Source organism: Pseudolactococcus plantarum (assembly GCF_002441715.1).
Lineage (GTDB): Bacteria > Bacillota > Bacilli > Lactobacillales > Streptococcaceae > Pseudolactococcus > Pseudolactococcus plantarum.
The window spans coordinates 40395-66029 of the sequence record NZ_JXJX01000003.1 but is presented as its reverse complement, the minus strand read 5'-3'; the positions used below and the strand labels follow the sequence as shown (position 1 = coordinate 66029).

General features: G+C 36.7%; 24 protein-coding genes. 4 read left to right on the top strand and 20 right to left on the bottom strand.

What is annotated here, in order from left to right; genetic code table 11:
• Nucleotides 1-164 precede the first annotated feature (164 nt).
• From RU87_RS02390 to RU87_RS02345, 10 genes are all read right to left on the bottom strand, one after another.
• The gene (locus RU87_RS02390; protein WP_068160411.1) at nucleotides 165-1001 is read right to left on the bottom strand and encodes a transporter substrate-binding domain-containing protein; all 837 of its coding nucleotides are present in this window, start codon (nucleotides 999-1001) and stop codon (nucleotides 165-167) included.
• A 225-nt stretch (nucleotides 1002-1226) separates the two neighbouring features.
• Entirely contained in the window at nucleotides 1227-2087 is an 861-nt protein-coding gene (rsmI, locus tag RU87_RS02385) for a 16S rRNA (cytidine(1402)-2'-O)-methyltransferase (protein ID WP_068160604.1), read from the bottom strand.
• Entirely contained in the window at nucleotides 2087-2425 is a 339-nt protein-coding gene (locus RU87_RS02380; protein WP_068160414.1) for an initiation control protein YabA, read from the bottom strand. The genes rsmI and RU87_RS02380 overlap by 1 nt, the downstream gene beginning before the upstream one ends.
• Nucleotides 2425-3195, bottom strand: coding sequence for a regulatory iron-sulfur-containing complex subunit RicT (gene ricT / locus RU87_RS02375; protein ID WP_068160415.1), 771 nt, complete (start codon nucleotides 3193-3195; stop codon nucleotides 2425-2427). Before ricT ends, RU87_RS02380 begins: the two co-directional genes overlap by 1 nt.
• 32 nt (nucleotides 3196-3227) lie before the next feature.
• Nucleotides 3228-4091 (bottom strand): DNA polymerase III subunit delta', encoded by an 864-nt coding sequence (locus tag RU87_RS02370; protein ID WP_068160421.1) that lies wholly within the window; start codon nucleotides 4089-4091, stop codon nucleotides 3228-3230.
• The gene (gene tmk / locus RU87_RS02365; RefSeq protein WP_068160426.1) at nucleotides 4091-4726 is read right to left on the bottom strand and encodes a dTMP kinase; all 636 of its coding nucleotides are present in this window, start codon (nucleotides 4724-4726) and stop codon (nucleotides 4091-4093) included. The genes RU87_RS02370 and tmk overlap by 1 nt, the downstream gene beginning before the upstream one ends.
• 251 nt (nucleotides 4727-4977) lie before the next feature.
• Nucleotides 4978-5646: an amino acid ABC transporter permease gene (locus RU87_RS02360; RefSeq protein WP_068160428.1), complete on the bottom strand. Its 669-nt coding sequence runs from the start codon at nucleotides 5644-5646 to the stop codon at nucleotides 4978-4980.
• Nucleotides 5647-5660: 14 nt separating this feature from the next.
• Nucleotides 5661-6344: an amino acid ABC transporter permease gene (locus RU87_RS02355; protein ID WP_068160430.1), complete on the bottom strand. Its 684-nt coding sequence runs from the start codon at nucleotides 6342-6344 to the stop codon at nucleotides 5661-5663.
• A 112-nt stretch (nucleotides 6345-6456) separates the two neighbouring features.
• Nucleotides 6457-7266: a transporter substrate-binding domain-containing protein gene (locus RU87_RS02350; RefSeq protein WP_068160433.1), complete on the bottom strand. Its 810-nt coding sequence runs from the start codon at nucleotides 7264-7266 to the stop codon at nucleotides 6457-6459.
• Nucleotides 7267-7332: 66 nt separating this feature from the next.
• Nucleotides 7333-8073: an amino acid ABC transporter ATP-binding protein gene (locus tag RU87_RS02345; protein WP_068160434.1), complete on the bottom strand. Its 741-nt coding sequence runs from the start codon at nucleotides 8071-8073 to the stop codon at nucleotides 7333-7335.
• A 216-nt stretch (nucleotides 8074-8289) separates the two neighbouring features.
• On the opposite strand from RU87_RS02345, the gene yycF reads away from it, so the two are divergent.
• From yycF to RU87_RS02330, 3 genes are all read left to right on the top strand, one after another.
• Nucleotides 8290-8997: a response regulator YycF gene (yycF, locus tag RU87_RS02340; RefSeq protein WP_068160436.1), complete on the top strand. Its 708-nt coding sequence runs from the start codon at nucleotides 8290-8292 to the stop codon at nucleotides 8995-8997.
• A gap of 37 nt (nucleotides 8998-9034) precedes the next feature.
• Nucleotides 9035-10438: an ATP-binding protein gene (locus RU87_RS02335; RefSeq protein WP_425268478.1), complete on the top strand. Its 1404-nt coding sequence runs from the start codon at nucleotides 9035-9037 to the stop codon at nucleotides 10436-10438.
• Between the two features lie 142 nt (nucleotides 10439-10580).
• Complete coding sequence (locus RU87_RS02330; protein WP_068160439.1) at nucleotides 10581-11387, top strand: MBL fold metallo-hydrolase; 807 nt, start codon at nucleotides 10581-10583, stop codon at nucleotides 11385-11387.
• A gap of 48 nt (nucleotides 11388-11435) precedes the next feature.
• Here RU87_RS02330 and RU87_RS02325 read toward each other — a convergent pair whose 3' ends face one another.
• The 8 genes from RU87_RS02325 to coaE form a co-directional block, all read right to left on the bottom strand.
• Entirely contained in the window at nucleotides 11436-11555 is a 120-nt protein-coding gene (locus tag RU87_RS02325; RefSeq protein WP_082782120.1) for a DUF4044 domain-containing protein, read from the bottom strand.
• A gap of 163 nt (nucleotides 11556-11718) precedes the next feature.
• Nucleotides 11719-12906, bottom strand: a complete 1188-nt coding sequence (locus RU87_RS02320; RefSeq protein WP_068160444.1) for an MFS transporter — start codon at nucleotides 12904-12906, stop codon at nucleotides 11719-11721.
• Nucleotides 12907-13272: 366 nt separating this feature from the next.
• Entirely contained in the window at nucleotides 13273-14169 is an 897-nt protein-coding gene (locus RU87_RS02315; protein ID WP_068160452.1) for a class II fructose-bisphosphate aldolase, read from the bottom strand.
• A gap of 189 nt (nucleotides 14170-14358) precedes the next feature.
• Nucleotides 14359-17772, bottom strand: coding sequence for a pyruvate carboxylase (locus RU87_RS02310; RefSeq protein ID WP_068160458.1), 3414 nt, complete (start codon nucleotides 17770-17772; stop codon nucleotides 14359-14361).
• Nucleotides 17773-17873: 101 nt separating this feature from the next.
• Entirely contained in the window at nucleotides 17874-19133 is a 1260-nt protein-coding gene (locus tag RU87_RS02305) for an FtsW/RodA/SpoVE family cell cycle protein (RefSeq protein WP_068160461.1), read from the bottom strand.
• Between the two features lie 241 nt (nucleotides 19134-19374).
• A complete protein-coding gene (gene rpmG, locus RU87_RS02300; RefSeq protein ID WP_082782121.1) occupies nucleotides 19375-19521 on the bottom strand; it encodes a 50S ribosomal protein L33 in 147 nt (48 codons plus the stop codon).
• Nucleotides 19511-20716 carry a multidrug efflux MFS transporter gene (locus RU87_RS02295; RefSeq protein ID WP_096835798.1) on the bottom strand — a complete coding sequence of 402 codons (1206 nt, stop codon included), beginning with the start codon at nucleotides 20714-20716 and terminating at the stop codon, nucleotides 19511-19513. Before RU87_RS02295 ends, rpmG begins: the two co-directional genes overlap by 11 nt.
• A 169-nt stretch (nucleotides 20717-20885) precedes the next feature.
• Complete coding sequence (coaE, locus tag RU87_RS02290) at nucleotides 20886-21464, bottom strand: dephospho-CoA kinase (RefSeq protein WP_068160465.1); 579 nt, start codon at nucleotides 21462-21464, stop codon at nucleotides 20886-20888.
• A gap of 238 nt (nucleotides 21465-21702) precedes the next feature.
• Between coaE and RU87_RS02285 the strand changes: the two genes are divergently transcribed.
• Nucleotides 21703-22008 carry a DUF1827 family protein gene (locus RU87_RS02285; protein ID WP_068160467.1) on the top strand — a complete coding sequence of 102 codons (306 nt, stop codon included), beginning with the start codon at nucleotides 21703-21705 and terminating at the stop codon, nucleotides 22006-22008.
• Between the two features lie 147 nt (nucleotides 22009-22155).
• On the opposite strand, the gene pflB is transcribed toward RU87_RS02285, so the two are convergent.
• Both pflB and RU87_RS02275 read right to left on the bottom strand, forming a co-directional pair.
• Nucleotides 22156-24456, bottom strand: coding sequence for a formate C-acetyltransferase (gene pflB, locus RU87_RS02280; RefSeq protein ID WP_068160470.1), 2301 nt, complete (start codon nucleotides 24454-24456; stop codon nucleotides 22156-22158).
• A 197-nt stretch (nucleotides 24457-24653) separates the two neighbouring features.
• Nucleotides 24654-25568, bottom strand: coding sequence for a magnesium transporter CorA family protein (locus tag RU87_RS02275; protein WP_068160473.1), 915 nt, complete (start codon nucleotides 25566-25568; stop codon nucleotides 24654-24656).
• Nucleotides 25569-25635: the final 67 nt, after the last annotated feature.

The window sequence follows — 25635 nt, the reverse complement described above, 5'->3', positions numbered from 1 at the left end:
CATATTTTAGGGATTATCTATGCCAGATCATCAGCAAAAAAGCGTGTATTCATCACGATTATAGCTAAGTAGGCCGTATCAGGAGTAGCTTATCTTTCATATAAAAACACGTATAAGTCCCTAAGGAGTCATACGTGTTTTTATGGCTAAAATAACCCTACAGATTATTTATAGTTATCTGCTGATGGTGCATAATCTCCACCATAATATGTTTTAGATAATTTAGCTAGCGTCCCATCTTCATAAAGAGCTTTCAATTCTTTATTAACTGCTTTTTGCAGTTTTTCTTGAGAATTGTCTAAAATAAAGTACTCATATGTTTTAAAAGTTGGGTAGTCTTTCAGATCAGGGATATTACTTGCAACAGTAATATTATGTTGTTTAGCAAAGTTTTCAGCAGCTAATTTTGAGGCAAATAGAAAATCAATTTGTCCTGATTCAACTGCAGCCAATCTATCTGTTAACGAACGTTCAGAATAAGTCACGTTTATTTTTTTATCAGGATTTGCTTTATTCCATGCTTCAAAAATCGCACCATAGTTTGTTCCTGCAGGAATTTCAGTCTTCTTACCGATCAAATCTTTGATTGATGTGTAGTTATTTTTTGTACTTGAAAAAATAGCATTTACATTTTCTGAAATAGGTGATGAGAATAGATATTTTTTCTCACGTTCAGGTGTTTTACCAAAATTGTTAGCACCGATCTGGCTACGACCCGCATCGATATCAGTTAGAATCGCTTCGTCAGTTACTGTTTTATAATCAAATTTATACTCTGGTAACTTTTTATCAACTGCTTTTAAAACCTCGATGTCGAATCCTGTTAATTTATCGCCATCTTTATAAGCATATGGTTTTGAATCTGCAGTTTGTGCAATCGTAACCGTCGTCACCTTATCTGAAGCTTTTGAGCCTGATTTAGATGAATTACCACATGCTGCCAAAAAAGCAATACTAAGTAAGCCTACTGTTGTAAGTGCGACAATTTTTTTAATTTTCATAACTGATTTACCTCTTCTAATCGTTTATTCATAATTCAAACATAAACTTAGTGTATCATATTATGCAAAAATTAGGCCTTTTAAAAATTGTATGGCGACCTAAAAAAATAAAATAGGACAGCTACACCCGTCCTATGTTTACGTTTTGTGTATCATCTCCAAGCTCGTCAGTTATCAAACACAGAAACATACTTATTGTTTATAACGCCATTTACAAACCGAGAATTAGAGTTGATGAAACTCTTGGTAGAGGTCTTGACGAATGAGTTGACGTGCTTTGGCTACCTTTTTGATGGCCACATTCGTTTTCTCACCAGCATCAATTAACGCTTGCACAGCTGCCACATTAGACAACTCTGATAATAAGTCACTAGCTTGTTCTGGTGCACCACTCACGATAATCAAACATTCACCTTTTATAGGCTGTTGATCAATCGATGCCACTATCTCAGATATGTTACCCCTTCTGTACTCCTCATAAATTTTAGTTAATTCACGAACAAAAGTAATCTCTCGATCACCATATACAGACAATATATTCGTTAATGTCGACGTGACACGATGTGGGGATTCATAAAATATTTGACTCTCAGGATAGTGCTGTTTATCCGTTAAAAAAGCCAGTTGCTCTTGTTTTTTACGTGGTAAAAAGCCATAAAAAATATGTGGTTGTGGTGCAATACCAGATGCGATCAAGGCAGTAATCCCTGCACTAGCACCTGGTAAGGCAATCACATCGATATCCTCAGTAATACAAGCTTTTACCAAGTCATGCCCAGGATCAGATATTGATGGCAGACCAGCATCTGATACTTGTGCAATCGATTTACCAGACTTAAGAATGTCAATCATTTTAGATAGTTTTAATCCACTGTTATGGTCGTGAAAACTCTCCTGAGGTGTTGAAATTTCAAAATGATTTAATAATTTTTGCGTATTTCGAGTATCTTCTGAGGCAATTAAGTCCACTGATTTCAAGGTGCTAACTGCACGAAACGTCATATCCTCGAGATTGCCAATCGGCGTAGGGACCAAAAATAATTGACCGAAAGCTTTCGCTCCTTTAAAACTTTGCTGAAAATTCATCATCTATATAAAATCTCCGCACAATACAAGCATGTCTCTCCTGGTTCTAAACGCTGTCCATAAAAATCACGACAGACGTGGAAGCCATCTTCATAAATTTCTTGTAAATTTGACATCGGGACTTTCTTACTCGATTTTTCATTTTTACTTTCAGTGATATGCGGCTCAGAAAATTCAGCTAAACGATCTCGTAAACGCGCATTTTCTAAGCGCAGACTTGTATTTTCTGATAATATTTTTTGATAATTACTTTTGATATCACTCACTTGCGTGAGTGTCGCAACTAATCTTTCCTCAAGTTCTGATAGATTCTCAAAAAAAGGTAATTTATTCGTCATCAAACCACCTCAATTTCTGACACATCATAATCTCGTACTAGGCTATCCATCCGGACTTTGACAGTATTTCCTAAAATATTTAAGCCAATTACTCTCGCCTCACCATCAGCAGTCTTGATGGTATCACCAAAATCTGGAAAGTTTTTTCTAGCCTGACGATAAAAATCATCTTCATAGGTTAGGCAACACATCAAACGACCACAAAGTCCGTTTAATTTATTTTGGTTGAGTGATAGGGCCTGATTTTTTGCCATTTTAATACTGACATTAGGAAATTCTCCCATAAATTCAGAACAACATAAGGGTCTACCACAAGGACCTATGCCACCATATATCTTAGCAACATCTCGTGAGCCAATCTGACGCAACTCAATCCTGGTTTTAAATGTACTAGCTAAGTCTTTTAATAATTTTCTAAAATCAACACGATGATCAGCAGTAAAACTGATATAAAGTCGTTTATAATCCAACGTATATTGGACTTCGATAACTTTCATATCAAGCTGATGTTGATTAACCAAGGCTTTGATGCTGACCTTGGCATTGTCACTGTCTTGCGCAACTTTTGCCGCAGTATCCAAGTCAAGTTGAGTTGCAGCTGCTATAATCACGCCATCACACGTCAAAGGCGTTTTGAGTTCACGCGTGATGTGTCCGATCATCCGACATTTATCAACTTTAACCACTACTTGATCAGCTATACTATATTGATTGTCGCTTGTAACAAAAATATTATCTTCGCCATGAGCGAACTTTATTTCGTAATTCATTGGTCTCTTTCTCTATACTTCAAACATATCTTTTATGCTAAACTAATTTTTTCGATACACGATTGAAAATTCACGTTAGCACGCCAATATTTTTGTGCTGTAAACACTTGCGCCACTAATTGTGGTTGACACGCTTTAGTCAAAAAGATCGCTAATAGTTTAAAAGCTAGTCCTTGGGACTTTTTATCTTTAAAACAAAGTGCTAAGCTTGCTGCTTGTAAAAAGGCATCCGATCGACTATCTACCAACATGGTTGAAAACTTCTTGACCGTCTTAATCCCATCCAAAAATTGGCTATCTTTTGCTAATGTTTTGGCATCATCCATATCAGAAACGATGTTTGAAATGATCATAGCATCTGTTTTTAATGACCCATTTTGCTCTAAAACATTTTGTATGATCAACGATTGACTTGGAAAATTGATCACCTGTGTCCGTGATTTAATCGTGTCTAGTACCATATTTTCTGATGCTGTTAATAAAAAGATATAGATTTCAGATTCTGGCTCTTCTATTGATTTCAGCAAAGCATTTGCCGCATTAACATGGAGCTTTTCAGCACCATCAATAATCACCACTTGCCGACTTCCCTCAAAACCAGACTGAGAAAAAGTGACGAGTAACTCTCGGATTTGTTGTGTTTTAATCGTCTGAGCTTCCGGCCTTACAATGTGCAAATCTGTAAAGTCGTTTTCTAAAACTAAGCGACATTCCCGACAATTTCCACACGGTAACCCAGCTTGTAAGTCACGACAAAACCTAGATTGCGCTAACCACAACGCCATCTCCATTGCCCCGAAGCCTCCTGAGAATAAAAACGCATGGTGCAATTTATCAGCTTTTAAGACATGTGAAAACCGTTTAAAGAGTGCTGGTTGAAAATCAGAAACTCTCATTAGCAAATCTCCGGAAAACGACGACTAATGACACTTAAGGTATCTGCTATAACTGCGTCAATAGGTTGTGAAGCATCAATCTTTATAAGTCGATCCGGGTTTTGCTCAGCAATTTTTTGATAGCCAGCACGCACTTTCTCATGCATTTCCCTTGCTTCTAAGTCAAGTCGGTTAATCTCACGATTACCAGACATCACACGTGACAAACCAATGTCAGTATCTACATCAAAATATAAGGTCAAATCTGGCACAAGACCATCTGTCGCAAACTGATTAATCATCTCAACATCAGATACTGCTATACCGCGTGCATAGCCTTGATAAGCAACTGACGAATCAATAAATCGATCAATGATAACGAGTTTATTTTCTGATAATGCAGGCAGTACCTTTTCATTAAGATGCTGTCTACGAGCTGCCGCAAAAAGCAGCAATTCCGTTTTACCATCAATTGCTGTATTTTCAGGTGCAAGAATGATTTCTCGAATCGCTTCTGCTATTCTAATCCCACCAGGTTCTCGTGTTGCTACGATATCAACACCATTTGCCTGTAACTTAGGTAGTATATGTTGCAAAATAGTCGTTTTTCCAGCACCCTCAGGACCTTCAAACGTGATCAAAATTCCCTTATTCATTCTTAAATTATATCATTTTTTTGTCTATATTTGGCAGTAAATAACGAATATTGCTTGACACACCCAAAACGAGAGTAACCCACTTACCAACATAGCACCGTCACAAACAGTGAGTGAGCAGATGCGTGAGTGTTTACTGTCAAGTTTATTTCAGCGAACTGATAGTCTTTTTTCAGATAACAAACTTCTGACAATTGCTGAGTTGACACACTGTAGTTATTAACAAAAAAAGAGCCGTTCAGCTCTTCTTTTTATTCTAATGAATTTGCCCACGATTTTTGGAGTCTACGAGACAACTGTGATAAGACAAAATTAATCACAAAGTAAATCAAAGCGACAAATCCATATAACATGAACACTTGACCTGCTTGGAAATATTGTCCCATCAAAATCTGTGAGTTACCAAACAATTCTTGAAGCGCGATTACAGAATACAAGAACGATGTATCTTTGATAACTGTTACGAACTGAGAAATAATAGCTGGTAACATCTTACGAATCGCTTGGGGTAATACAATATTGGTTAAAATTTGAAAATCAGTAAATCCTTGTGATTTTCCAGCTTCTGTTTGACCACCTGGCACACCATTTAGACCGCCACGGATAATCTCTGCTAATGCTGCAGTTGTGAAAACAGTAAATGAAATGATACCAGCTGGGACTGATTTCACTTGGAAAACCAAGAAGATAACGAAAATCCATAATAAGTTAGGGACATTTCTGACCACTTCGACATAGATACTGGCAATCAACTTGAAAAATGGATTCTTACCATTACGCATAACGGCTAAAATTGTGCCAAAAATTGTCGATAAGACAATGGAAATGAATGCGATAAAAATTGTCAATCCCAACCCTTGGAATAGAAAACGGATATTCGTCGCGGTAAATAATTGTGACGCTTCTTGCGCTAAACTCATCAATACTATCCTTTCTACCCAACACTATAGGCATTTTTATTTTTTTCTTCCATGCGTCTTGCTAGGGTAGCTAGTGGGAAACATAGTACAAAATAAAGCACGCCGACACCTACAAAGGCTGGTATATAACTCACATTCATTGATGACCAAGATTTGGCTGTGAACATCAAATCTGCACCTGAGATGATCGCAACTGTTGATGTATTTTTAATCAAATTAACAACTTGGTTGGTCAGCGGTGGATAAATCATTCTAAGGGCTTGTGGTAAAATAATCAAACGCATCGTATCGCCATAGGTAAACCCTTGAGACTCAGCAGCCTCTGTTTGTCCCTTTGGCACACCTTCTATCCCAGATCGGATAACCTCAGCGATGTAAGCACCATGATAAACACCCACACAGATAATAGCCGTCCAAAAAGCAGAAATAGTTAAATGCTTATTAAGGAGTGGGAACCCATAATATAAGACAACAAATTGGATCAATAAGGGTGTATTTTGGTACACCTCAACATAAATTCTACTGAACCCTCTTAACCACTTGTTTCTTGTAGCTGAGAGTGATCCAAAAACCAATCCTAAAAACATGGCTAGGATTAGAGCGCCAATCGAAATTTCTAACGTGAAGAGAAACCCCTTAGCGAATTGGCCAAAATCAGCAAAGAATGCCTGCCAACGTTCTAAAGCAAAAGGACTCATATATAACCTTTCTTAAATTTTAAATGATTCACGAAACTAGATGTTCCCTTATGGATTAGACTTATAGCATAAGCATATCCTTAAAACATCGCTCGCAATCGCAAGTTAAACATTACTTAGCAGATGCATCTTTCAAGTCATATTTATCAGTTAATTTTTTCAATTCACCACTTGATTGAAGTGATTTGATCTCTTTATCCAAGTAGTCAGCTAACTCAGTATTTGTCTTTTTAGTTGCAATACCGTATTCTTGTTTAGCGAAACCTTCGCCAAGAATTTTAGTTTTTGAATCTACATACCCTGATAAAATTGATTTATCAACTGAAAATGCGTCGATACGTCCTGAAGTTAAGGCTGTTTTTAGTGTTGGATAATCTGCTAATTCAGAATACTCAAATTTAATGCCTTTATCTTTAGCGAGTGCTTCAAGACCAGTTTTTGTAGAAGATGATTGTGCGACACCAATTGTTTTACCATTTAAATCTGTCACGCTATCAATACCTGAATCTTTTTTCACTAAGAAACCTGCTTCATCAGTGAAATAAGGTGTTGTGAAGTTATATGTTTTTTTACGTTCATCAGTAATTGTAAATGTCGCAATTACTGCATCTACCTGATTATTATCCAACAAAGGGCCACGTGTTTGTGCAGTAACAGGTACAAAGTCTGCTTTAACACCTAATTTTTTAGCAATTTTGTTGGCGATATCAATCTCGACACCCTTATATTCATTTGTTTTAGGATCTTTATACCCAAAGTTTGGTACATCTTGCTTGATCCCAAATACAATTTTTCCATTTGATTTGATTTTATCAGTTGCAGATTTGCTGGCATCATTTTTTGACGATGAACCACAAGCTGCAAGTGTTGTCGCTGCTAAAATAGTTGTGATACCTGCTAAAATTTTAATTGATTTTTTCATAATATATACTCCCTTATTTTATACTTATCTTAACCTGTGTGATCGTAACACTCGAATCATCGATCCTTAATGATTAATGATTTTACTTAAAAATTGTTTGGCACGTGGTTCTTGAGGATTGTCAAAGAACCCTGCAACATCTGTTGTATCCTCTAAAATTTCACCTGCATCCATGAAGATGATACGGTCAGCAACTGATCTTGCAAAGCCCATCTCATGAGTTACAACCACCATGTTCATACCATCTTTTGCTAATCCTTGCATAACAGATAATACATCGCCAATCGTTTCTGGATCTAGTGCTGAGGTTGGTTCATCAAATAATAATAGCTTGGGATTCATTGCAAGACCTCGCGCAATTGCTACACGTTGCTTTTGACCTCCAGAAAGTTGACCAGGATAAGCGTCTTTTTTATCCCACATGTTAACAAATTTTAAAAATTTTTCAGCAACAACTGTCGCTTCTCTTAATTCTTTTTTCAATACTTTGACAGGTGCTAATGTTACGTTTTCTAACACAGTTTTATGGGGATAAAGATTGAAATGTTGAAACACCATCCCAACCTCTTTTCGAAGTTCAACTAGGTCTTTTTTCGATGCATGATCTACGTGATGACCATTAACAATCAGTTGTCCAGCTTCAATACCTTCTAATGCGTTAATTGTTCTAATTAAAGTAGATTTCCCTGATCCAGAAGGTCCTAACAACACGACTACCTGACCTTCTTCAATCTCTAAATTAATGTTTTTCAATGCGTGGTAATCACCATAATACTTTTCAGCATTTTTAAATTCTATAAGTGGCATGTAAAACTCCTAATCTAATCTATTCTCTTTCCCTATGTCACAACTTATAACATGAATCTATTCTAACATTAAAAGTCAGAATTATCAAACAATTTATTTCGATTTATTTAAATTTTTTTCAACATAAATTAGTTAGATTTTTTAATAGATAACCTGTTTTGATTGTAGAAATAGCAAAAAAAAGCTATAATAAGAGTAATAATGGAGAACACATATATGAAGAAAATACTTGTTGTTGATGATGAAAAACCAATTTCTGATATTGTCAAATTTAATCTGACAAAAGAAGGGTATGAAGTTTTAACAGCTTTCGATGGAGAAGCAGCCTTAACCATCTTTGAAACAGAACAACCCGATTTAGTCTTACTAGATTTGATGTTACCCAAAAAAGATGGGCTTGAAGTGGCGCGAGAAATTCGTAAATCTTCTGAGGTCCCAATTATCATGGTCTCAGCAAAAGATACTGAATTTGATAAAGTCATCGGATTAGAACTTGGCGCTGATGACTATGTGACCAAACCTTTTTCAAATCGCGAACTGCTAGCACGTGTTAAAGCAAATTTACGTCGGTCTAATATCGCCATCGAAACTAGCACGACTAACAGCGATAAAAAAGATATCCACATCGGTAATATCTCTATTGCACCTGAAAAATATGCAGCATATAAAAATGACAAGCATATCGATCTCACACATAGAGAATTTGAATTGCTCCATTATCTTGCCAAACATATCGGCGAAGTTATGACGCGCGAGCATTTACTTGAAACTGTTTGGGGATATGACTATTTTGGTGATGTTCGTACAGTAGATGTAACCATTCGACGATTACGCGAAAAAGTCGAAGATACCCCTGGTCGACCTGAATACGTTGTAACACGTCGTGGCGTTGGCTACTATTTGAGTGATCCTAATGAAAAATAAACTACCTATGTCAAGCAGTATCTTATTCAAAGCAGTAATGCTGCATTTACTGCTTTTTTTAAGTCTCTTTATCTTTAATACAAGCGCGTTTTTATCACAACGTGATTCGCTTGCTCGATTCTGTGCATTTTATGTCATCTCACTTTGTTTCGTGATCTTTTTTACTTATCGCCTATCCAAAGGGCTCAACCAAATCTCTGATCAAATTGATGATTTTACAGAAAAAAACTACACTGTTCGCAAACAAATTCGTGGTAATACTGAAATTAATCGACTGTACGACAAAGTTGTCAATTTAGGCGAGAAAATCGAACATGCACAAGAAACGCTGGAGTCTTCTAGTACACGATTAAACGGTATTTTAACGTATATGACTGATGGTGTGATCGCAACTGATCGTAGAGGTAAAATTGTCTTAGCCAATACTGCTGCTTTAGAGTATCTGAACGTCAAAGATCAAGATATCTTATCTCGTAAGATTACTGATGTGCTAGGTATCAATGAAAACTATAGTTTTCGTGATTTACTAGAATCAGAACCAGAAATCACTATTGATTGTGAAAATAATATGGGTGAATTCACTACTTTATGGATTAAATTCGCATTATTTCGTAGACAATCTGGCTTTATATCCGGTGTTGTGGCCGTTTTACATGATGTAACAGAACAAGAAAAAAACGAACGTGAAAGACGTCTGTTTGTATCTAACGTATCTCATGAACTACGTACACCCCTAACTTCTATCAAATCTTATCTCGAAGCATTAGACGAAGGGGCATTACAAGATCCAGATATCGCGCCTTCTTTCATCAAGGTCTCTCTAAAAGAAACTGACCGTATGATTCGTATGATTTTAGACCTCGTTACTTTGTCTAGAATGGATTCTGATACAATCGTACTCGAAAAAGAAGTCATTAACTTGATTGCTTTTCTACATTATCAATTAAATCGCTTCGATCAAATCGTTGGCAGTACAGAAACGAATGAAAAACAGTTTAAGATCATTCGCCAGATTCCTCTGCAACCTATCTGGATGGAAATAGATACAGATAAACTCGGGCAAGTCATCGATAATTTAATGAACAATGCCATTAAGTATAGCCCAGACGGCGGAAAAATCACCGTCAATCTAGAGCAGACGAATACACAAGTATTATTGCGTATTTCTGATGAAGGGATGGGTATTCCCAAAAAAGATCTCCCTAAAATTTTTGACCGCTTTTATCGAGTTGATAAGGCACGTAGTCGAAATCAAGGTGGCAGTGGTCTAGGTCTTTCTATCGTACGCGATATCATAAAAATGCACGATGGCTTTGTATGGGCCAAATCTGATGGTAAAACCGGCACAACTTTCACCGTTGTATTACCATATGCACCGCTCGAAACAGATAATGATGATGAGGGTAACAGCTGGTCTAACCATCCTGATGATGATCACTAATCACACTTAGGATAGACTTACCAAAAACGTTATAGGTATGACATCAGCTACCTGTAACCGTTACCCATGCTCAGCTATAGTCCTTAATATCAACGTATCTATCATTATTTTTCAAGTTTTATAATTAGTAAGGAAGTCTAAATTGACAGCAAATCAAGGATTTAAATATAGTATATTAGCAAGTGGCTCCTCAGGTAACGTTACCTATATCGAGACACCAGAGCGTAAAATACTTGTAGATGCAGGATTATCAGGTAAAAAAATTGAAGGCTTGATGAATGAGATTGGCAGAAGTCTTTGCGACGTCGATACACTTTTAGTTACGCATGAGCATAAAGACCATGTCGCAGGACTTGGTGTACTCGCGCGAAAATATAATATGGCGCTATATGCCAATCAAGAGACCTGGCAAGCTATCGGAGAGAGTTGTGGCAAGATAGATAGTGCACAAAAAAACACCTTCGAGATGGGCAAGCTCCTCACTTTTGGTGATATCGATATCGAAAGTTTTGGTGTTAGCCATGATGCTGCTGCACCACAATTTTATAAATTCATGAAAGATGGCAAAAGTTTTGTCATGCTAACAGATACAGGCTATGTTAGCGATCGTATGAGAGGGACCATCGAAAATGCAGATGCTTATTTGATGGAATCAAATCATGATGTTGAAATTTTACGAATGGGCAACTACCCTTGGCGTCTTAAACAACGGATTCTTTCAGATCACGGTCACTTATCCAACGAAGATGGTGCTAGCACCGCACTTTCTGTGATTGGTAGACAAACGAGTAAAATCTTTCTCGGTCACCGTAGTCAAGAAAATAACCTCAAAGAACTCGCACATTTGACCATGGAAAATACCTTAATGCAACATGATGTTGATATTAAAAACGACATCCAAGTGTTAGATACTAGTCACGTAGAGGCAAGCCCGCTCTATCAAATTTAAGCCTTCAAAGCATTTTGGCAAAAAGAAAAACTTCATCAAAAGACGAAGTTAGATAAATACCGATATAGCTGCTGCTGCTGCTGCGAAAACAATTAAAATAAGCATCAACCATACAATAATCGTGACGACTTTTTGAAAAGTCGTTTTTGGTTTCTTTTTATAAGCCATACTCCGATTTTACCTTAAAATAACTAAATTTTCAAGCCTTTATGTGTATGATGATGATGATATTGCTACATAGACGGGTTATTGCTTAAAAACCAGCTAATCCACCGTGTGCTGAGACCCAAAGCCTCAGCACATCAATCAGGTTATAGCATAGGCGATGTTCCTATAAAGTTTTCGATACATGTCTACCATGCACCAAATAATATAAGATGAGCGCAACAACTCCGACGATGGACATCAATTCAAATAATGCCTTGAATCCGATCATCGGTGCAATGATACCAAGTAACACTGGTCCAACACCAAAAGCCAAATCAAACAAAATAAAATACGTTGATGTCGACACACCTACTCTATCCAAAGCTGCATTTTTAACGATTGTCGATTGAATAGAAGACTGTAAATTACCAAACCCAAGACCAATGAAGATAGCTGAAATGATAAAAATAAATGGCCCACTAACTTGCGATAACAAGATAAACCCTACAATTAATAAAATTAAGCAAGGATACGTCACAAAATTTTCATTTTTCCTATCACTCAAAACACCCGTAAACGGTCGGCTGATAAAAATTGATGCCGCATAGATCAAGAAGAAGAAACTGGCATAGCTAGCCATGTGTTGCTCTGACATAAAAAAGGTTAGGTTACTTTGAATGGCACTATATGAGATCGTTGCAATTAACATCACAACAGCAAGTGGTACCGCCTTAGGTTCAATAAAATGTTTCAGACTAATCGCTTGATGCTGTGCTTTTTTAGGCAGATTAACAACTTTTTCATGTACAAAAAATATCGCCATCAATACGAAGACACCAATTAATGATGCCAGTATAAAAAATAAACGATAGCCGATCGCATTGACTAACAAAAGTGCGATAAAAGGCCCTAGCGCTGTTGCAATGACTGTCGATAAGCTAAAATAAGAGATCCCTTCTCCTTTTCGCTCAACAGGAATCACAAGCACGACAACTGTATTGGTAACCGTACTAATTAAGCCGATCGCTAATCCCTGAATAAATCTCATCCCAACTAGCAGACTTAGCTCTTTAGCAAATACATAGCTGATCAAACTAAGCAATAAAATAGCTGCGCCTAAAAATAAAATAGACTTGGTCTTTAGTTTTTGCATAATAAAACCACTTAACAAGCGTGCCACTAACGAGCCGATGACAGTAATACCTACGAGAAGACCCGCAACAGATTGGGATTCTCCTAATTGGTTAACGGCATAAGGACCGATGACAACTGTCAAACTGTAAAAGGATAGCATGACAAAGAAGTTGATCATAAAAATTTGTATAAAAGACTGATTAAATATCTTGACGTCTTGTTGCTTTGTTTCTTCCATATTTCTCCTAATTCTATTCGTGTTTTAACTTTAATGTGACAAAAGAAAAAATATCCAACTGGATATCCTTACTTTTCAATCAGATAATCATCTAGTTTTAAGTATATTTGTGTCCAAAAGTTAAAACACTTTCATTAGCTATCTGAAATAATCCAGTTAACTTCCATACATTATATTATAGCACTTCTTTTATTTAATGTGTTATTTAAACATTTTAATTTTTAAATCGATAAATATCAAAGCCATATCATCAGAAGATTGACATCACTTAACCCAAAAACATAAGCTGTTCGCTACACTAACGTTAGCATCAAAAAAAACACTTATCATCACTGATAAGCATTTTTAATCATATTTGAAACTTAATTATGCTTTGTTAGCTGAACCGAAAACATCGATACGTTCTTCAACTGAAGCAGTAATTGCATCGAAACCAGGTTTCAAGAATTTACGTGGGTCGAAGAGTTTTTTCTTCATGTATTCAGCTTCGTTAGCGTTGAATTCAGCTACAAATTCACGAGTTGCTTTTGCAAATGCAAGTTGACACTCAGTGTTAACGTTGATTTTAGCAACACCGTTAGCGATCGCTTCACGGATTTGATCATCAGGAATACCTGAACCACCGTGCAATACGATTGGCACATTGTGTCCCATAGCTTCTACAAGCGCTTCGTTCAATTTAGTCAAGTGATCGATATGAAGACCTTTCCAGTTTTCTGGGTAAGGACCGTGGATGTTACCGATACCAGCTGCAAGGAAGTCAACTCCAAGTTTAGCCATTGCTACTGCATCTTCGATAGGTGCAAGTTCACCTTCACCAACGATTCCGTCTTCTTCACCACCTATAGAACCAACTTCACACTCAACTGAGATACCTTTAGCGTGTGCTTTAGCGATAACTTCTTCAGCAAGTTTAAGGTTTTCTTCGATTGGAAGGTGTGATCCATCAAACATTAGTGAAGAATAACCAACTTCGATACATTCTAGCGCATCGTCAAAGTGACCATGGTCAAGATGGATTGATACTGGTACAGTGATTCCCATTGATTCTACAAGAGTTTCAATAAGGAGTTTACACATTTTGTAACCACCCATGTATTTAGCCGCACCCATAGAAGTTTGGATAAGTACTGGAGTTTTTTTAGCTTCTGCTGCACGCAAGATAGCTTGTGTCCATTCCAAGTTGTTAGTATTGAATCCACCAATTGCGTAACCATTGTCACGAGCGGCTTGAATGAATTTTTCTGCTGAAACGATTGCCATTTCTTAAGTTCCTCCAAAATTTATTTTACGTACTCATTATACCACTTTGTGAAGAATTATTCTAGTTTTATTGTATTTATTTTTGTTTTTCACTTTTTTTGCTAATTATTTACTCATTATACTAACGACTTATTGAAAAAAGGCTAAACAAATCAAAAAAGCGATCTAAACGATCTGCTCTTTTGGTTTTTATTTTAATTCAATTAATAAGTCTTGTGTCGCGATTGACTCAGTTGCTTTAACAAAAATTTGTTTGATTTCCCCATCAAAAGGTGCTTCAATCGTTGTTTCCATTTTCATCGCTTCAGTTACCATGAGTGGCTGTCCTTTGACAACTTTCTCACCTGGTTCAACTAATACAGTTACAACAGATCCTGGCATGGTTGCACCAATATGATGTTGATTGGTTGGTTCTGCTTTTTGATTCATCACTGATGTCGTCTTAATCGATGTATCTTTTACCAACACTTCACGTCTTTGACCATTTAAGTTAAAGAACAGCGTTCTGTTTCCTTCGTTATCTGGTTCAGAAACGCTATCAAGATGGATGAGTAATACTTTTCCTTTCTCGATTTCAACAGATATTTTTTCACCAACACGCATACCATTAAAGAAAGTCGGTGTATCAAGTAAGGTTACACTACCAAATTCATTTTGCATTTTTTGATAGTCTAAGAAAACTTGTGGATATAAAATATAGCTTAATACTTCGTGCTGAGCAGGTTTATACCCTAATTTTTCAGTTAACTCAGCAAGCACATCCTCAAATACAACCGGTGTAGCATGTAAACCTGGACGATCTTTGAATGACGGTTTGTCTTTTAAAATGATTTTTTGTAATTTTTCTGGGAAACCACCAACAGGTTGACCTAGATCACCAGCAAAGAAGCTAATCACTGATTCAGGGAAACTCAACGTCTCACCTTTAGCATAGATATCTGCTTCAGTCAGATCATTTTGAACCATGAAGAGAGCCATATCCCCGACCACTTTAGAAGATGGTGTCACTTTAATAATATCACCAAACATCATATTCACAGTATGGTACATGTTTTTCACTTCATCAAATCTTAAGCCTAACCCAACTGCAGTTGCTTGTGCTTGAAGGTTAGTATACTGCCCTCCTGGCATCTCATGCATATACACTTCTGTTTGAGGGCTTGTTAGTCCTTTTTCAAACGGTGCATAAAACTTACGGACATCTTCCCAATAATGATTGATTTGAATCGCATTATCATTATCTAAATGCGGTGTTCTATCGCCATTTTTAAGGGCATAGTAAACTGATGACATACTTGGTTGACTTGTTCCTGATGACATAGAAGACGTTGCGACGTCGATAATATCGACACCCGCTGCAACAGCAGCAGAATAAATCATCACACCATTCCCTGCTGTATCATGGGTATGTAGGTGGAGTGGAATATCAATCGTATCTTTCAATTCAGAAATTAAACGATAAGCAGCTTGAGGTTTTAAAATACCAGCCATATCTTTAATGGCTAAAATATGTGCACCAGTCGCTTGGAGTTCTTTTGCTAAATCTTTATAGTATTTGATGTCATATTTTGGTCGATCATTATCTAAAATATCACCTGTATAACACATTGTTGCTTCAACGATTTTACCTGTATCACGGACAGCTTGAATTGATTTTTCCATCTGTGGTAACCAGTTCAATGAATCAAACACACGGAAAACATCCATACCTTCACGTGCAGCTACCTTGATAAACTCTTCGATCACGTTATCTGGATAGTTTTTGTAACCTACAGCATTTGAGCCTCTAAATAACATTTGGAACATCGTATTTGGCATCAATTTACGAAGTTCACGCAAGCGATACCACGGGCTTTCATTTAGGAAACGGTAAGCAACATCAAATGTGGCACCGCCCCACATTTCTGATGAAAACAGATTAGGTAATCCTTCATCTACTGCCTGAGCCACTTGTTTCATATCTTGTGTACGAACACGCGTTGCTAAAAGACTTTGATGGGCATCTCTAAATGTTGTATCTGTTAAAAGTACTTCTTTTCTTGATTTAACAAAGTCTACAACTGCATCTGCACCCTCATTATCTAAAATATTTTTAGTTGTCAGTGTCTCAATTTTTTTAACTTTTGGCATGCGTGTTGCATCATAATAAGGTTTAGGCGTTTGATCAATGCCTGGGAAACCATTTACTGTGATACTTGCAATGTATTTCATTGTTTTATTACCACGATCTCGTAAACGTGGGAAATTAAACAGTTCAGGTGTGCTATCGATAAACGTTGTCTTAGCATTACCAGATATGAACGACTGATGGTTGAGTACGTTTCTTAAGAAAGGAATATTGGTTTTTACACCACGAATTCTAAATTCACGTAAGCAACGATCCATTTTGCGAATCGCTTCATTAAAATCTGTCGCACTCGTAATGACCTTAACAAGTAAGCTATCAAAATAAGGCGTTACCTCATAACCTGAATAAGCATTACCAACATCTAGACGAACGCCAAACCCACCTGGTGAACGATACGTATCGATGATACCTGTATCTGGCAAGAAGTTATTTTCTGGATCTTCCGTCGTAATACGACATTGAATCGCAGATCCAAGTAACGGGATTTTATCTTGTTCTGGGATTTTAACATCTTTATGAAGATCTGCTCCCTCTGAGATTAAAATCTGTGCTTGAACAATATCAATCCCAGTCACAACTTCTGTAATCGTATGCTCAACCTGAACACGAGGGTTAACCTCAATGAAATAAAATTCATTATCTTTAACTAAAAACTCTACTGTTCCCGCATTCACATAGCCGACATGTTTACACAATTGTACAGCAGCTTCACAAATACGATGACGTAAGTCATCAGACATCCCAACACTTGGGGCTACCTCGATTACTTTTTGATTACGACGTTGCACAGAACAATCACGCTCATATAGATGCACCACATTACCATGCGTATCACCTAAAATTTGGACTTCGATATGTTTTGGATCTGTGATATATTTTTCAACATAAATTTCGTCAGACCCAAATGCAGATTTTGCTTCTGATGCAGCTCTAGCGTAGCCATCACGTGCTTCTGCTTCATTATGCGCAACACGCATACCACGACCACCGCCGCCAAGTGCAGCTTTAATCATCACAGGATAGCCAAATTCGTTACCAAAGGCTAATGCACCCTCTAAATCAACAGGACCTTCTGTACCAGGAATTGAGCCAACACCAGCTGCTACAGAAGCTTCTTTAGCTTTAATCTTATCACCAAAAATATCTAGATGATGTAATGTTGGGCCGACAAAAATAAGGCCTGCTGCTTCAACTTTACGGGCAAACTCGATATTTTCTGATAATAAACCATAACCTGGATGAACAGCTTCAGCGCCACATTCAAGTGCAATACGCACAATATCATCACTATCTAGATAAGCGTCAATAGGTTTTTTCCCTTGACCGACCATATAAGCTTCATCTGCTTTAAAACGGTGAACTGAATATTCATCTTCTTTTGCGTAAATAGCAACGGTTGAAATACCCAATTCGCTACAAGCACGGAAGACACGGATAGCAATTTCGCCACGATTGGCAACTAGTAGTTTTTTCATTTATATAGCCTTTCCTTTTCTAAACTCCAAAGATATTATGTTCTTGCAACTTTTTATACGCTTCTAGATAAGATGAGCGAATACGTCACTCATCTATCCATCTACTTTTCTACTAATGATAATCTTGAGACATCAGAGACATCATATTTTTCAGTTTTTTCAGCTAATTCTCTTCTCTTCTCATCTGCAGAGATGTTTAAGACAAACCCAACACCTACAGATAAGGTCAACAGCGAATTACCACCCTGACTTAGAAAAGGAAAGGTAACCCCGGTAGATGGGATAAGCCCTGAAATTCCGCCGATATTGACAAATATTTGCGCGAAGAACATCCCCGCAACACCAATTGCCATCATGCTATTAAAAGGATCTTTGGCACTGATACCGACCATAAAAATTCGCATGATCAAGAAAAAGATTAGGCCTAAGATGATCATCGCACCAATCAATCCCAACTCTTCGATCACGATGGCAAATACAAAGTCCGTATGTGCTTCTGGCAAGTAACCCTTTTTCTCAATAGAATTACCCAATCCCCTACCAAACCAACCACCATTAGACATGGCATAATAACCATTGATCATCTGGTGGCCTGAATCTCCAGTATCTTGGAATGGATTTGCAAACGCAACAAAACGTTTATTGACATAGGTAATTGATGAGAATACACTGGGAATAATATTACCACCTGTTAATTTTAAAATTGCTAGAGCAAACAATGAGAGACCACCAAATATCTTGATAAAGCCTGTTGTCCATCGATAAGAGATACCACTGGCAGCAAAAACCATTGATGAGCTGATGATGATAAGCAAGGCATTACCCATATCAGGCATCACGACCACTGCACCAATCATCAAGATAACCCAAAACCGCCAGCCAGTCACAAAATTTGACCAAAATTTATGCCTATCAAACAAGGCATCAATATCTTGGGCTGCAATCTTGTTTTGTTTAGTTGCAAATGTAGCAGATAAAAACCAGACAGAAACTAGCTTTAAGTATTCAGCGGGTTGAATGGTTCCAATACCTGGAACTGAAATCCAACCATGGGCACCATTTATCGTTGGTGTAAAAAACCTGGCTATAAATAGTAAAGCTAACATGATTGGAATCAAAATACCAAACCAACCTCTTGATCTTAACTTTTCAACCTTCATTTTATAGATTACTGCAATCATAAATAGAGAAAAAATGAAGAAAATTGTTTGGTTCCTAAATAACTGATAGGGCGATAATCCCAATTCAATCTGATGAGGAACTGTCGTCGAAAATACAATAATCAATCCCAATATAGATAAGACTAGATAAGGGATTAAGATAGAGTAGTTTAAAAAATGTCTTTTATTAAGTTCTTTCATTATCCATATGTGTAGCCACCATTTTGGCTACTTTCCTTTTATAAAAACACGATATTTGTTGATCAGATTACCTTTACTACCTGCTGATAACCTAATATAACAATTGATAGGCACCTGTTAGTACAAATATTCTAGTGTAGTTAGTTTATATTATATCATCTTTTAAAGTATCAAAAAAGCAAAAAAGTTGAAATTTTCTAACAACTCTACATAATGTTCGGTTTGACTCTTTTATACAAGACTAAGCTTCAATGTGTATAATCACTTTTCGCTCATTTGGGCAATACTTTAAAACACTTACTTTTTCCGGATGGGTCGCTTTATTTTTTGAAGAAATATAATTTTGCCGACCACAACCAGTACATTTGAGATTTATTTTAACGCGCAATACTTCTGACTCCTAAAAACTTTCTAAAATTAAACAGCGACCAAATAAGGTTAAATAACACAAAACAACTAGTCGCGATAAAAACTGCCTGATAACTGATATAACCGGCTATCGCACTACCTAGCAGCGGGCCAACAACTTGACCAAAATTATTGAACATCTGATTAAAACTAAAAATACGTGAGATGCCTTCTGGTGGTGTCAATTTAGATAGCAAAGAGTTGACTGAGGGAACTAAAGCACCTGAGCCAAACCCTAATAAAAATCGTAACACACCAAGTTGTAGCGGTGTTTTGACAAAAGCCATCGGGATATAGACGATTAAACTATAGATGAGACCAATAATAATCAACCGATGACTACCAATCTTATCACCAAGTTTTCCTAAAGTTCCTGATGATAACATCTCAGATACTCCCACTGCTGATACGATAAACCCTGATATCATAAATATATTTCCAGAATGACCATTTAATTGGCGAATATAAAGTGGTAGGATTGGCGCTACGGATTGAACGGTCAATTGCAAAACAAAACTCGTAATGAACAAGCCATACAAAATATGTCGATTTGATACACGATCGAAGACTTCACGTGTGCTTAATAAATCTACTCGCTCAATAGGCGTAAAGTTTTCTTGTACAAAAAATATTGTAAGGATGGTCACGAGCAGTAAGACAATACCTGTAATCAAGAAAACATTCTTCATGCCGACTAATTGTGCAAAAAAACCACCGATAGAAGGGCCAATTAACGACCCACCTATCATCCCTGTTGACAAAATACCAAGTGCATAGCCACTTTTGTCTCTTGGGATTTGACTAGCGATAAGTGCAGTGGAGTTTGGAATATACCCTGCAAATATACCATTAAGTAAACGCATAGCTAACAGCCACCAGACATTTGGTACAAAAGCTAAAGCACTCATGGTAAATGTCATCACAATCGATGCACGAATCATCATAATCCGACGCCCATACTGATCGGCCAAACGCCCCCATATTGGCGCAACTAACCCACTAGCAAGCGCACTAATCCCCACAGCTAAACCAGTAAATAATTCAACAGCATTTCCTTTTACACCTAATGATTGCACATACAAGGCCATAAAAGGCATTACAAGTGAAATACTAGCTGAGGTAAAAAAAGTACCAAACCAAGCAATCAACAGGTTTCGTCTCCAATTTATTTCTATAATTGCCACATCTTTCTATAATTTCAATGAGACGCACACATCCTAGTCAAGTCAGCTAACCTCTACCTTAAACTGATTAAGCGTAGCGATGTACTTTTGTTTAACAGTCATGGACTGTCACACGTTATCTAGCGTCTAAAAAACGAACACTATCTCCTGATAGCACTCGTCACATCTCATTTATTATGGTTATTAACTGCATTTCTAATACGTCTATTGTATCACAATTTTCAATGATACGTGTCGCCAAAGCACGTTTATCCGCAATCGGCATTTGACTATCTACTCTCTTAATAGCATCTACTCTAGACAACTTATTTCGCTTCATCAACCTTTCAATCTGCGTTTCTCTAGGTGCATAAACTAGCCAGATTTCATCGAATCCTGCATAATTTTTTTCAAATAATAAGGGAATATCCATAAATACTACATCCGCCTTACTGGCTTGACACCTGTCTAAAAGCTCCTGACGGATAATTTTATCTTGAATGACGGATAATCTTTCCTTCATTTTTTCATCTGAAAAAATAGCATCCCCTAGTTTCACTCTATCTAGTTCACCATTTTCTAAAAAAAATGTTTGACCAAACGTATCATAGATTGCAAGATATAGTCGTCCCCCAATTGCTTGTAACTCTCTTACCACCAAATCGGCATCAATGACTTCATATCCATGAGATTTTAGAAAAGCGCTCACTCTGGATTTTCCAGTAGCGATACCACCTGTTATACCAATTATTTTCTTCATATCTTAATTTTAGCACAAAAGTGCTTTAACATCTCCTCACACTCAGTCTGATTGTTAGCAACTTTTCGATCATTACCTATAAACCGGTATCTAATACGTGACTACCTACCATCTTAGTTTACTTGAAATGTACGCACATATTTACCAAATACTCATTTTAAGTTCATATTATTTTTTCAAACCTTTATTTTAGAACAATAAGTGCTATAATAGAAGTAAAGATAAATGGAGGAAACCTATGAAGATAATTAATGTCACTAACAATTTTCGACACCTCGTTGATGAGCAACTCAGAAATACCGATGCTTTAACGGTCGAGGTTTATTCAGCTGGTAATACAACCGCCATTTTTACAACGGCTGCAACCCACTATGAACTTTTAGTTACTAACAAACATCGTGCGATTAGACTTGATGAACGCGAACGTATTCAAAACTTTTTCTTAAAAAAACGGCTTGATGAGTCAATCATTGATGTTAAAAATATTTCAATCATTGATGAACCAAAAATGTTAGAAATTTCATATCCAATTTTACGCACTTAAAAAGAAAAAACTTATCATGATAAGTTTTTTTTGATTTCAAACATCTTGTCATCAATTCCATTTATGATTTTACATACCTAAAAAGCTTATCAAAAGATAAGCTTTTTAGGTTCAGTCATATACTAATGTAAGTTAGTCAACTGCTACTTAAACATCCATAGAAAGGATTTCATGGAAAACGCGATGTGTTAGTTCTTGTTTTTGTTCTGGTGTTAAATACTTGGTATTAACACAATACCCTGAGATTCGAACGATGACATCTTCGCCATTCAGAATCTTGTCTTTAACATCAGCCAAGTCCATTACGTTCAAGTTAACATGTTGTCCGCCATCTTCAAAATAGCCATCTAATACATCAACTAGATTTTCTACTTGTTCATCTCGAGTTTTACCAAGTGCTTTTGGCGAAACTTGAGTTGTTAAGGAAATACCATCGTTACCATATTTAAAGTCAAGTTTTTCAAGTGTTCTTAAGTTTTGTAACCAACCACCTTTGGCCTTATTTGATGGGTTAGCTCCTGGTGAGAAGAATTCAACTTCACTGAGATTGGCAGTGCCATCTTCATTTAAGAAAACACCACGGTGAACTGGTGAGTTCCCTGTTTGTTTTGAATAAGCAACGTTAGAGGTAATCGTCAACAATGAAACAGTTGCTTCTGCATCTTTATAAAGTTTATGGCTTGATAGGCGAGTATGATACTGTTCCATCAACCATTTTGCAATATCATCTGCACGATCATCATCTTCACCGTAACGTGGGTAGTCACCAATTGTTTCATAGTCATAAATATACCCATTTTCATCACGAATTGGTTTAACTGTTGCATATTTGATAGCTGACAATGTATCAACTGTATTCGCGAATCCACAAATACCAAATCCCATGTTAGCACGTTGTCTTGATGGCAAGAAAGCCATTTGGACTGCTTCATAATTATATTTATCCGTCATATAATGGATAATATTTAAAGCATCAACATATGTGTCAGTCAACCAATCTAATGATTTTTCAAAATTAGCTACAACTTCATTATAGTTCAAGACATCAGACGTAATCGCTTCATTATCAAATACTTTATAATCACGATGCACATCATCATAACCACCATTAATCCCTGTTAAGAGTGCTTTTAAGACATTCACACGTGCACCGAAGTATTGGATGTTATGACGGCCATCTTCATTTTCAGGATCAAGTGGAGAGACACAACAAGAGATACATGACATTTCGCCATAGCCATCTTCTGCCATTGTTTTCACACCTTCATACTGAATAGATGAATGTTTATGACTCATACTCATACAATAGCGTTTGAAAGCATAAGGTAATTCTTTAGCCCAAAGGACTGTCAAGTTTGGTTCTGGTGAATTACCGATATTATCTAATGTATTCAAGAAACGATAATCCATCTTAGTGACACGATGTTGCCCATCATTACCTACACCAGCCATCGATGTTGTAATGAAGGTAGGATCTCCTGAATAAAGGGCATCATATTCTTTTGTTCTTGCAAATTTAACTGTACGTAATTTCAAGACAAAGTCATCAACGAATTCTTGAATTTCTGATTCTGTAAACGTACCACGCGCTAAATCACGTTCTGCAAAAATATCAAGTACGATCGGTACACGACCAAGTGATGTTGCAGCACCATTAATCACACGACAAGCTGCCATGAACGCAATGTTAGTCCATTGGATGGCTTCTTTCACGTTTGTCGCTGGTCTACGAACATCCAACCCATATAAATCACCTAGTTTAGCAACTTGATCAATGGCTTGATATTGCAAATTAATTTCTTCACGCAAGCGGATATTTTCTTCATTAATTTCTTCAATTGCATTCCAATCTGCTGCTTTTTCTTTCATCAAGAAATCAGCACCATAAAGTGCAAGTCGTGTATAAACACCGATGATTCGACCGCGTGAATAAGCATCTGGTAATCCAGTTACAGTATGTGCATGACGCGCTTTACGGATATTAGAAGTGTAAGCTCTGAAAATACCATCATTAACTGTTGTCACATGTTTTGTATAAATTTCATGCATCGTTGGATCTGGTGTATAACCATGCTCTTTCAAAGCAGTTTCAGCCATACGAATACCACCACGAGGCATAAACGACAAACGGAAAAGTTCAGAGTTTTGTAGCCCATAAATCAATTCATTTTCTTTGTCGATATAACCTGCGGGGATGTCCGCAATAGATGCTGCACGATCTGAATCCATAGGGAATTCAGTTGCTTCATAATGATCTTTTGTTGATTCAACAATTTCTTTGATCTTTAACGAACGTGCTGTCGGTCCAGCAAGAAACGACTCATCACCATCATAGTTTTTATGATTTGCTTTTACGAAACGAGACACACTCGCTTTTTCTTTCCAATCGGTTCCTTCAAAACCTGCCCAAGCTTCTTCAAAAATGTTTTCGCATACTTCAGTTTTCATGTTATGTCATCTCCTGACTTCAACTAGAGAGGTGAACCTATCGGCCACCTGTTTTACTTTACATGTTAATTTTATCACACAGAAAGCGGTTACACAAGGTATAAATTAATGTTTTCTGACTTTCTTTTATGTAACAGAAGTCTATTAGAGTCTTTCTGTACTACTTTTTAGGCTATGTGTATTAGTTCACAATAAACCTAAAACATACGTTTTCTTATCATAATGCGAAATACGATCCATGAAATCAGCGTTGCACTGATCATAATCAGCCAAAACGCATGTTCATTATTTTGAAATGGCAACTTGACATTCATCCCATATAAACCAGCAATAATTGCCGGAATTGTCATAATAAATGTTGCACTTGTCATGATTTTCATGATAATGTTGAGGTTATTGGAGACTATATTTGAAAACAAATCACGTAAATTCTCTAGCAATTTTAATTGAATTTCCGTCGTTGTTAATGCCTGACTCGCTTCAACATAGATATCAAATATGCGATCTGAAAAGCCATTCTCATCATTGCTGCTTAAATAAGTTCTCAATTTTTGATAAACTTTAATATTTTCTTTTAGTGCTGCTTCAAAATAAATCAAACTTTTTTGAGAATGAATAATTTCTATAATTTGTTTATTCTCTTGGGATTGCTTTAACGCTGATTCCAAGTGCTTCATTTTACCTTTATACGCCGATAAATAATCATGAAATAATTTTCCTAAGGTGCTCATGACTTGAAAAATAATCTCATGCTGAAATCCTGCTTGATCATAATGCCTGTCTAACATCTTGCTTAAGTCACAATGATGGTTTAATGCCAAAATCACACTATTTTTTTTTGCATTCACAATCAAGGAAAATGGATAAACTTCCGTCGTATCTGTTTCTGTAGCTGGATATTGTAAGAGTAGTAGCATATTATGATTTTGATCAATTTCAAATCGTGCATTCTCATCATCATCTAGAATCCCACCAATATAATCAAAGGGAAAATCATAGGCAGCCGAAAGTTGACCTATTTCTTCTCGACTAGGTTTATTCACTATAGTAAACACACCATCAGTGTCTACAGCAACCAGTTTGTTGTCTCCTAAATTATAATTTGTAATCATACTTATTATTATAGCAAATATATCCAACCTCTAGGCAATAACTTATCAGTTTGGGCTAACTTTACAA

What these genes read in the sequence shown, in the direction of transcription:
- RU87_RS02390 (WP_068160411.1), bottom strand. Translation starts at nt 1,001, where the DNA reads ATGAAAATTAAAAAAATTGTCGCACTTACAACAGTAGGCTTACTTAGT.
- rsmI (WP_068160604.1), bottom strand. Translation starts at nt 2,087, where the DNA reads ATGAATTTTCAGCAAAGTTTTAAAGGAGCGAAAGCTTTCGGTCAATTA.
- RU87_RS02380 (WP_068160414.1), bottom strand. Translation starts at nt 2,425, where the DNA reads ATGACGAATAAATTACCTTTTTTTGAGAATCTATCAGAACTTGAGGAA.
- ricT (WP_068160415.1), bottom strand. Translation starts at nt 3,195, where the DNA reads ATGAATTACGAAATAAAGTTCGCTCATGGCGAAGATAATATTTTTGTT.
- RU87_RS02370 (WP_068160421.1), bottom strand. Translation starts at nt 4,091, where the DNA reads ATGAGAGTTTCTGATTTTCAACCAGCACTCTTTAAACGGTTTTCACAT.
- tmk (WP_068160426.1), bottom strand. Translation starts at nt 4,726, where the DNA reads ATGAATAAGGGAATTTTGATCACGTTTGAAGGTCCTGAGGGTGCTGGA.
- RU87_RS02360 (WP_068160428.1), bottom strand. Translation starts at nt 5,646, where the DNA reads ATGAGTTTAGCGCAAGAAGCGTCACAATTATTTACCGCGACGAATATC.
- RU87_RS02355 (WP_068160430.1), bottom strand. Translation starts at nt 6,344, where the DNA reads ATGAGTCCTTTTGCTTTAGAACGTTGGCAGGCATTCTTTGCTGATTTT.
- RU87_RS02350 (WP_068160433.1), bottom strand. Translation starts at nt 7,266, where the DNA reads ATGAAAAAATCAATTAAAATTTTAGCAGGTATCACAACTATTTTAGCA.
- RU87_RS02345 (WP_068160434.1), bottom strand. Translation starts at nt 8,073, where the DNA reads ATGCCACTTATAGAATTTAAAAATGCTGAAAAGTATTATGGTGATTAC.
- yycF (WP_068160436.1), top strand. Translation starts at nt 8,290, where the DNA reads ATGAAGAAAATACTTGTTGTTGATGATGAAAAACCAATTTCTGATATT.
- RU87_RS02335 (WP_425268478.1), top strand. Translation starts at nt 9,035, where the DNA reads ATGCTGCATTTACTGCTTTTTTTAAGTCTCTTTATCTTTAATACAAGC.
- RU87_RS02325 (WP_082782120.1), bottom strand. Translation starts at nt 11,555, where the DNA reads ATGGCTTATAAAAAGAAACCAAAAACGACTTTTCAAAAAGTCGTCACG.
- RU87_RS02320 (WP_068160444.1), bottom strand. Translation starts at nt 12,906, where the DNA reads ATGGAAGAAACAAAGCAACAAGACGTCAAGATATTTAATCAGTCTTTT.
- RU87_RS02315 (WP_068160452.1), bottom strand. Translation starts at nt 14,169, where the DNA reads ATGGCAATCGTTTCAGCAGAAAAATTCATTCAAGCCGCTCGTGACAAT.
- RU87_RS02310 (WP_068160458.1), bottom strand. Translation starts at nt 17,772, where the DNA reads ATGAAAAAACTACTAGTTGCCAATCGTGGCGAAATTGCTATCCGTGTC.
- RU87_RS02305 (WP_068160461.1), bottom strand. Translation starts at nt 19,133, where the DNA reads ATGAAAGAACTTAATAAAAGACATTTTTTAAACTACTCTATCTTAATC.
- coaE (WP_068160465.1), bottom strand. Translation starts at nt 21,464, where the DNA reads ATGAAGAAAATAATTGGTATAACAGGTGGTATCGCTACTGGAAAATCC.
- RU87_RS02285 (WP_068160467.1), top strand. Translation starts at nt 21,703, where the DNA reads ATGAAGATAATTAATGTCACTAACAATTTTCGACACCTCGTTGATGAG.
- pflB (WP_068160470.1), bottom strand. Translation starts at nt 24,456, where the DNA reads ATGAAAACTGAAGTATGCGAAAACATTTTTGAAGAAGCTTGGGCAGGT.
- RU87_RS02275 (WP_068160473.1), bottom strand. Translation starts at nt 25,568, where the DNA reads ATGATTACAAATTATAATTTAGGAGACAACAAACTGGTTGCTGTAGAC.